General features: G+C 64.4%; 6 protein-coding genes and 2 pseudogenes. 6 read left to right on the forward strand and 2 right to left on the reverse strand.

Annotated elements, in window-relative coordinates:
* Positions 1 to 285: 285 nt before the first annotated feature.
* Entirely contained in the window at positions 286 to 1,515 is a 1,230-nt protein-coding gene (locus ACZ562_RS38075; RefSeq protein ID WP_471189246.1) for a PucR family transcriptional regulator, read from the reverse strand.
* A gap of 272 nt (positions 1,516 to 1,787) precedes the next feature.
* Between ACZ562_RS38075 and ACZ562_RS38080 the strand changes: the two genes are divergently transcribed.
* From ACZ562_RS38080 to ACZ562_RS38105, 6 genes and pseudogenes are all read left to right on the forward strand, one after another.
* A complete protein-coding gene (locus ACZ562_RS38080; RefSeq protein ID WP_471189248.1) occupies positions 1,788 to 2,228 on the forward strand; it encodes an ATP-binding protein in 441 nt (146 codons plus the stop codon).
* A gap of 217 nt (positions 2,229 to 2,445) precedes the next feature.
* A complete protein-coding gene (locus tag ACZ562_RS38085; protein ID WP_471189250.1) occupies positions 2,446 to 3,582 on the forward strand; it encodes a GAF domain-containing sensor histidine kinase in 1,137 nt (378 codons plus the stop codon).
* Positions 3,579 to 4,214, forward strand: coding sequence for a response regulator transcription factor (locus ACZ562_RS38090; RefSeq protein WP_471189253.1), 636 nt, complete (start codon positions 3,579 to 3,581; stop codon positions 4,212 to 4,214). The genes ACZ562_RS38085 and ACZ562_RS38090 overlap by 4 nt, the downstream gene beginning before the upstream one ends.
* Positions 4,215 to 4,501: 287 nt before the next feature.
* Positions 4,502 to 4,666 (forward strand): annotated as a pseudogene (locus tag ACZ562_RS38095) (acyl-CoA dehydrogenase family protein); the annotation flags it as partial.
* A 17-nt stretch (positions 4,667 to 4,683) separates the two neighbouring features.
* Entirely contained in the window at positions 4,684 to 5,580 is an 897-nt protein-coding gene (locus ACZ562_RS38100; protein ID WP_471189256.1) for a 3-hydroxybutyryl-CoA dehydrogenase, read from the forward strand.
* Positions 5,581 to 5,746: 166 nt separating this feature from the next.
* Positions 5,747 to 6,409 carry a hypothetical protein gene (locus tag ACZ562_RS38105; protein ID WP_471189258.1) on the forward strand — a complete coding sequence of 221 codons (663 nt, stop codon included), beginning with the start codon at positions 5,747 to 5,749 and terminating at the stop codon, positions 6,407 to 6,409.
* Between the two features lie 997 nt (positions 6,410 to 7,406).
* Here the strand turns inward: ACZ562_RS38105 and ACZ562_RS38110 are convergent.
* A pseudogene (locus tag ACZ562_RS38110) lies at positions 7,407 to 8,233 on the reverse strand (IS5 family transposase).
* Positions 8,234 to 8,298 lie beyond the last annotated feature (65 nt).

The raw sequence follows: 8,298 nt of genomic DNA on the forward strand, positions 1-8,298 counted from the left end.
CACTTTCGCAACAGACCCTAGTCATCTCTCGTACTGTTTTCGGAGAAGATGATCGAGGGCATGCGCCGCCGCCCCCACACATGCGGGCCCGCGACGGACGGGCAGGAGCTCAGTGGCTCGCAGGTCGGTCGGGTGCCGGTGTTGGAGCCGTCTTCCGGCTCCGCAAACCTATGCCTGGCCCACCGGTGGCAACCGGCAACGAGCGGCCAACTCGGGTGAACAAACCGTCCACCAACATTTGGCTTGCCTCACCGCAGAGTTCGTTGCGGATTGCAGGGGATTCGATCAGGAGGCGTTATCAAGGAGGCGCACAGCGATCAGTAGTTCAAGCACGTCAGCGAAGCGGCGCAGATCGCATCCGGTTCTCTGCGCGATCCGCTCCAGCCGGTGGTAAGCGGTGTTGGTATGGACGTGGAGGGCCTGTGCCGCCGTCTTGGCGTTTAGGTCACACGCGGTGTATTCGAGCAGGGTCCTGATCAGCACGCTGTCCCTGACCATGTCTTCCTGAACAAACCGGCGTATTCTTGGTCGGATGAGCCGTCTCGCTGTTCCGTCATCCCGCAGCACAAGGTAGTCAAGGGCGGTGAGCAGTTGCAGCGCGACCACTCCGGGCCTGCCATCAAGGCTGTCTCGGGCAATACAGGTCTCTGTGTAGGCTTCAGGGATCTCGTTGATTCCGGTGTGTACCGTGCTGATACCTAGGGCTACGTGTGTCCCCTGGCGTTCGAGCCGGTGGAACACCTCCTCCAGGTCCCGCACGGCCGCCGCTGGATTGCTCAGAGCAACTGGCACGATGGACACGAGCTCGTCCTGGCGTACAACTGCCAGGCCCGGTGCCCCAGTTGCAAGTCCGCGGACAGCATCTGCTGGGACGTGCGACCTGTCCTCTGCCGAAGGAAGAACCAGCGCCGAAGACACGACATAGGACGAGTGCGGTTCGATACCTGCTCCGCGCAGCATCGCTTGCTTGGGGCCGGGAGAAGGATCGCGGCGGGCAAGCAGGTCTTCGAGCAGGTCTCGCCGAATGCGGTCGCGTTCTGCCAGATGGTGCTGCTGTGCATGTAGGTACCCTGCTGCTGCAGCGGAGCTCCCCACCTCGATCATGTGCATGATTTCCTCTGCCATGAACAAGGCTCCGTCACGGGCCCCTGGATGTTGCCGGACAACATGAAGCACGGCGTCCCAGAGACTGAGCTGGGCAACGCGAAAGGCCTGCAGGAAGTCGGCCAGGGAGATGCCTTGGCCGACGCGCCGTGCAGCCATCGCTTCGGTGATCGGAAAGTCCTCGCGGCGCGCCGGTCTCTTCTCCTTGACGCTGGTCAGCCAGCCACGGAAGATCGAATCCACGTGCTTCGTCACATCGCTGCGGAGCTGTGCAACCGTACTGGATCGGTAAGCTGGAACCTGTTCAAAGATGGCGTCCACCGCCGTGCCGACCACCTTAGTGAGGGTCGTCTCGATCTCTCCGAGGATGCGGCGCACGGCCGGATCAATATCGTTTTCCGGCGCTTCCATGGACACGCTCCATTGCATCAATCGCCGCGCCGGTCGAAGCACCAGGCGTCACGTCGATTTTTTCAGCTTACGCTCCGGTTTGTGACCGAGCCACAAGGCGGCGCTGAGTAGTGTGTGGGCCGATCATCTCGGTGTGAAGGCCGTGGGAGCCGATGCTGCAAGGAGAGACATCCTTCGAGCATCGCAGCGTTGCAGCGAGCTCCCTCGCTCCGGAGATGGCGACACGTCCGTGACGCGTCCCACTCGATCACATCCGCACGCCGGAGAACGCCATGGCCAGCGACGTCCAGACCATCGGAAGTACCCGCCTCCCCAGGCAGAGCACCAGCTTTGCTGCCCTGAGCCGGCAGTGGGTGGTGCCCTTGATGCCAGAAGGGCCGGGAATGGCAAGGCGGTTCACCCGGAATCTCCTGGACAGGTGGATGCTGGCCGAGCACTCCGACACTGCCGAATTGCTCGTAAGCGAACTCGTCACCAATGCACTGACGCATGGCGCCGGCCCCGTCACGCTGCGTGTGCACAAGCAGCACGGCACTCTGCGATGCGAGGTTTCCGACGGTATCCCCACTGCCCCGCAGGTCCGTCCGGTGTCGTCGGACAGCGAGTCGGGCAGGGGCATGCAACTGGTGGAGATGCTCGCTCGCCGATGGGGCGTGCGGCCGGGAGACATCGGCAAGACCGTCTGGTTCGAACTGGCCACCTGCTCCGGGTAGAACTGTGGTTCCTGACCATCGGTTTGGAATCAGATCCTAAGGAAGGCCCTCGAAAATCCGCCCCCAAATTCAGCCACCGGCCCGGATGCCCCAGCTCTTGCCCGCGCAGTCTCCATCTGGGGATGGCGTCGGCATAGGGCACAGGCAACCATGAGGACAACAGGACCATGATCACAGGCCGGAAAGGCCTGGTTGGAGGCATTCAACCATGACAGTAGTGCAAGTCCAGCAGCGCTCCGACCCTGAGCTGGACATGCTGTTCGAGCTCACCGATGGCTACAGCCAGATCATGGCCCTCCTCGACAGTTCATTGGCAATGCGCCGGATCGTCGACGATGTCCCAGCCCGCAGCGGCGTGGACGTGGCCTGGATAGGAGAACCCCACGGCCCTGACAAGATCGTGCTCTGTCACACCGTCAATACCCGCACCCCAGCGGTCAACGGCATCGTTGTGCCCATAGGATGCGGTCTCGGCGGCCAAGTCCTTCTGCAGCGTCGGCCGATGTGGGTGGGCGACTACCGACACTCCGAAAGCATCACCTCTCACTTCAAACCCGCTGTGGAGACCGAGGGCCTGGGCGGAATGATCGCCGTCCCGATGATTCACGAAGACCGACTGCTCGGCGTGATATACGGAGCCCAGCGGTCTGAAGGTCCCTTCGGCGACCGCACCACACATGCACTGGAGCAGGCAGCCCACCGGGCGGCAGCCGCCGCAGTCGTAGCCGAGCGGGCCAAACACGCTGTCGAAGTCGCTGTCCACGAGGAACGCCGCCGCGTCGCCATAGAACTCCACGACACCGTCGGGGCCATGTTGTTCACTATAGGCGCCGGAATCCGCACCCTGGCCGGCCAACTCCCCTCCGGGGACACCATTCAGGCTCGCCTGGGCGACATCGAGCAGCAGGCCAAAGAAGCAGCGGCAGCGCTGCGCGGGTCCCTCCACGCGCTGAACGCGCCACCCGAGCAGGTCGCCCTGGGGGTGGCTCTGCGCGGCGACTGCCGGGCGTTTCAGGAACGCACCGGCACCGTCGCTCGCTTCATCACTATCAGCGACCTGCCGGCACTACCGCCTGCGCATGCCAAGGCGCTGACCGACACTGCCCGCGAAGCGCTGCTGAACGTGGAGAAGCACGCCAAGGCCCGCTCCGTCGTGCTCAGTCTCTTCGCGGCCTCCAACGGCATCACACTGACCATCGCCGACGACGGCGTGGGCCTGCCGATGGGTGGAAACGTCGGTGAAGGGATCGGCCTGCCCACCATGTCCCAACGCCTGGCACGGGTGGGTGGGCGGCTGAACATCGGCCGTAACGAGGATGGCGGCGTCACCGTCCATGCATGGGTCCCCGCATGACCAGGCCCGATGTTCGAGTGCTGGTCGTGGACGACCACCCGATCGTCCTCGACGGGGTGACCCTGGCATTGGGCAGCGCCGAATGGATTACTGTCTCGGGCTACGCACGGTCCGGACGGGAGGCGATCACTGCAGTCGGCAACCTCAGCCCCGATGTCGTCCTACTCGATCTGCGGCTGCCCGACATGCTGGCGCCCGAAGTCATTCGCTCGTTGCGCTCACACTCCCCCGGGGTCAAGGTCGTGATCTTCACCGCCTATCCGGAGCACGCGGCCCTGAACGCAGCACTCGACGCGGGAGCCCACGCCGTCATCGTCAAAGACACAGAGCGATCCGATCTCGTGGACGTCATCCGCCGTGTGTACGACGGCGAGCGTGTGATCTGCGCCGATCTTGAGGAACATGACCTCAGCGTAATTCTGCTTCGGAAGCTGAAAGAGACCGGTCTCACGCGTCGCCAGTACGAGATCCTGCGCAGGGTCGCCATGGGCGAGACGAATCCGGAGATCGCTGACGCCCTCGGCCTTACCCGGAACACGGTGAAGACATATCTCCAGCGGGCAATGGAGGAACTCGGAGCCCGCAATCGGGTCGAGGCGCTGGCCAGGGCAAACGAGCGGGGAATCCTCTGACACCCATGCCCGGCTCTACAGGGATGGCGGCGGAGTGACGCCGCGACGGCCAACTTCTCTGCGTGACAGGACGATGCGCCACCGGGCTCGCGACCAGGCATACAGTCTGCGCACTTCTACGGGGCTCAGGAACAGGGGGAGATTCGCCGTGCCCGTATGCGCCACAGAACGATATGAGTGACTGACACCACCATCTAACCAGCGAAAATAGTCTCCCAATGGAGACTCCCAAGGTGGCACGCAGTGCCGAAACTAATGGAACTGAGTGCCACCCAAAGGAGGCAATGATGCCCGAAGTCTTCGACCTGTACCGCCCGTCCGAGGAGCACGACATGCTCCGTGACGCCGCGCGTTCGCTAGCCGAGGCGAAGATCCCGCCGTGCGTCGCCGCAGTGGACGAGGAGGCCCGCTTCCCGCAGGAGGCGCTCCACGGCCTCGTGGCGAACGACCTGAGCTGGCGGCCGGCCTCATGACTAACAACGCCGGCATCTCCAAGGTCGGCATCGTCGGCTGCGGCCTCATGGGCTCAGGGATCGCGGAAGTGTGCGCGCGCGCCGGGCTCGACACCCTCGTCTATGACGTGAGCGCCGGTGATCTTGCCGCAGGACGCAAAAGGATCAAGGACTCCCTGGAACGAGGCGCAAAGCGCGGAAAGATCAGCCAAGAAGACCACGACGCCGCTCTCAGTGTGTTGACCTTCACCACGGATCTAGCGGACTTCGCCGACCGTGATCTCGGCATCGAGGCCGCTACCGAGAATGAAGATCTTAAGATCGAAATATTCACGTCACTCGACGAAATCATGACCCGCAGCGATGCCCTCCTCGCTTCCAACACATCGTCCATTCCCATCATGAAGCTGGGGGCCGCCACATCCCGCCCGGGCCAGGTCGTCGGACTGCACTTCTTCAACCCTGTTCCGGTGCTCGACCTTGTGGAACTCGTGCCGTCACTCGTCACGGACGACGACACGTGGCAACGGATGCGCAGTTTCGCCAAGGAAGTGCTCGGCCGACATGTGATCACCTCTCAGGACCGGGCTGGGTTCATCGTCAACGCCCTGCTGATCCCCTACATCCTTGCCGCCATCCGAATGTTCGAATCCGGTTTCGCCAGCGCCCAGGACATCGATGTCGGCCTCGTACGAGGCTGCGCCCATCCCATGGGTCCCCTGGAGTTGGCTGATCACATCGGTCTCGACACGACGCTCGCGGTCGCGGAATCTCTGTATGCGGAGTTCAAGGAGCCTCTCCACGCCCCACCGCCACTTCTCTCACGCATGGTCCAGGCCGGACACGTGGGCCGGAAGGCGGGGCAGGGATTCTACAGGTACGGTCCCCGCTCAGCTGACTGCATTGTCACGTGATGACGCGCCTCACAGCCGCCTCTTGCCACGATGCACACCGAGCGGTCGGACAACCGCGCAGGCTGCGCGGCCTGGCCATGGAGGCAAGAGCCTGCGCGGTGGCGCCAAGGCGAATGGGCGGAAGATCCATCTGTTCGCCGCGCTGGATCACACCTTCGGCCTGGTCTTGGCCCAGCTGTACGTCGGCGAGAACACCAGCGAGATCACCTGCTTCCAGCCGCTCCTGGACACCATCGCAGACCCCGCCGGGGTTGCCTCCACGATGTATATGCAGGGTGTGCCGGGTAGTGGCACGTCCGCTGTCGCGCGTAGGTGGCTGCGCAATCACCAGGACGAACTGACGGGACCGCAACTTGAAGCGTCGCTGGGCAGAGATCCCTGGGGAAACCTGCCGGAGCCCTCAGCGATCCTGGAACGCTGGTTCCGCGAGCTGGGAGTGCAGGCGGGAGACGTGCCTGCCGACCCCGGCGACCGGTCGAGGTACTTCCGCAGTGTCGCTGCTGACCGTGTTCCGATCGTCGTGCTGCTTGAGGATGTCGTAGTCGCCTCCCAGGTCGAACCGCTGCTGCCGGGCACTCCGGGCAGCGTGGCTCTCATCACCAGCCACTCCCGCCTGCCCGGACTGGTCCGCACCGTCGGCGCGGAGCCCTTCGAGATGAAGTCGCTGGGGCGGGTGCACAGCCGGAAGCTGCTCGTCAACGTGGACGCGTTCGAGGTCGGCGATTGCGGCTTCGGCTCGGCTGGGGTCGAAGGGATGCCACAGCCGCCACCCTTCGTCCGCCAGGGGTTGGATGGCCTCCCAGCACGCGCGGGTCTTGCCGGTAGATGAGGAGCCAACCAGGACGGCCATCCGGCTGTGCCCGGCTGCAGCGGCGGCCACAGTCTCCGCCAGTGCCTCGTCGTGCGGACGGCTTATGTAGCCGGGCAACGCACCCCGGCGGGGAGCGTCGTCTGCCATGGTGGACGGTGCGGGTACGGCGGGGTGGACCTCGAGGTCGAGGGGGTCCCAGTCGTCGATCGGCCGCCCCAATACGGAGGCCTGATCGTCACGGTCACCGTTGCCGGCTGTGGTGGCGAGGAGGTCCAGTAGCGGCGACAAAGACATACGTAAGGCGCGGGCAAGCGCACCGAAGGTGTCCTTCGTCGGCGGTTGAGCGTTGGGGCTGAGGGCCTGATTGACGGTGGTGCGCCCCAGGTTGGCGGCTCGGCCAGTTGAGTCTGGTTCAGACCCTGTGCTGCCCGTGCGTCGTCCAGCCGGCGGCGGAGTGCGGTGAGTGCTTCTGCGGGGCCGGTCGCCGAGGCGTTCGTATCTCGGGTGGTCATGTGGGCTGTCCGCCGCCGTGTGTGTCGTGGTGCTGTTCGTCGGTGTTCATCTTCGTTCGCCCACACCACGGCGAACAGGTCATTCGCGAGATTCGAAGGTGTCAACTGCGTCGAGAGGAAGGATTGAGACGACATGAACGTTCATATGGTTGTGGTCGTGATGGCCCTGGGCCTGGTGTTGGCTTCGATGACAGCGGTGGGGCCGGCTATCTGGCCCGCCGGGACGGCGCCTCCTACCCGGCAGAACTGACGCGTGCAGGTGCGGCATTCGCGGCCACGCTAATGGTGGTGGCCGCCGTAAGTGCAGCCCTAGCTGCTCTGGGGAGCCGGTGGGTGCTCGCGGATAGGAAACTAACAAGGCTCCTGAGCTGGCGAGTTCAGACCACGAACACCCCCCTCAAGGACACGGGAGCCTTGTCCGTTGCGGGTGCCGTCGTCACCCGGTCAGTGGCCACGCTGAGAGACCTAACGTCATGAACGCTGCTAGGAGTTGTCTTCAAATGTCACGCCCACATCAGGAGCGAGGCGAGGGTGACGGCTGCCTGGTAGGACTCGGCGGTCTTCTCCTTGCGGGTGGCAATACCTCGCCACTGCTTCAAGCGGTTGAAGCATCTTTCGACCACGTTGCGCCGCTTGTAGAGCTGCTTGTCGAAGGCGGGCGGGCGCCTGCCTCGGTCTCCGCGCCGAAGCCGGTTGCGGATCTGGTCGGACCGTTCCGGGATGGTGTGGCCGACACCCCGCATCCTGAGCCAAGCCCGGATTGCTTTGGAGCTGTAGCCCTTGTCGCCGATGACGTGGTCGGGCCGGGCACGGGGCGGTCCCGGACCGAGGCGGGGCACCCGTATCGCGTCCATCACGGCGGTGAACTGGGTGCAGTCGTTGGTGTTCTGGCCTGTGACGGTGAAGGCGAGCGGGCGCCCCAGGGCATCGCATGCCAGGTGAATCTTGCTGGTCAGGCCGCCTCGGGACCGACCGAGTCCGGGGCTGCGGAGCCCCCTTTTCGGGCCCCGGCGTGCTGGTGGGCACGGACCACGGTTGAGTCGATCGACATGAGCCAGTCGATGTCGCCGGTCGCGTCCGCCCTCGCCTGGGCGGCCTGGAACATCCGCTCGAACGTGCTGTCCAGGGCCCACCGGCGAAACCGGGTGTGCAGCGTGGCCCACGGACCGTACCGCTCGGGCACGTCCCGCCAAGCCGTCCCGGTACGGAACTTCCACACGATCCCGTTGAGCACGGTGCGGTCGTCCGACCGCTTCCTGCCCCGCAACGACTCGGGCAGCAGCGGCCGGACGAACTCCCACTCGGCATCCGACAGTTCATGTCGATGAATCACCCGACCATGATCCACCACTCAAGATCATTTGAAGACACCGCCTAGGGTCTGTTGCGAAAGTA

It is taken from the genome of Streptomyces sp. NPDC040410, assembly GCF_055595715.1.

What these genes read in the sequence shown, in the direction of transcription:
- ACZ562_RS38075 (WP_471189246.1), bottom strand. Translation starts at nt 1,515, where the DNA reads ATGGAAGCGCCGGAAAACGATATTGATCCGGCCGTGCGCCGCATCCTC.
- ACZ562_RS38080 (WP_471189248.1), top strand. Translation starts at nt 1,788, where the DNA reads ATGGCCAGCGACGTCCAGACCATCGGAAGTACCCGCCTCCCCAGGCAG.
- ACZ562_RS38090 (WP_471189253.1), top strand. Translation starts at nt 3,579, where the DNA reads ATGACCAGGCCCGATGTTCGAGTGCTGGTCGTGGACGACCACCCGATC.
- ACZ562_RS38100 (WP_471189256.1), top strand. Translation starts at nt 4,684, where the DNA reads ATGACTAACAACGCCGGCATCTCCAAGGTCGGCATCGTCGGCTGCGGC.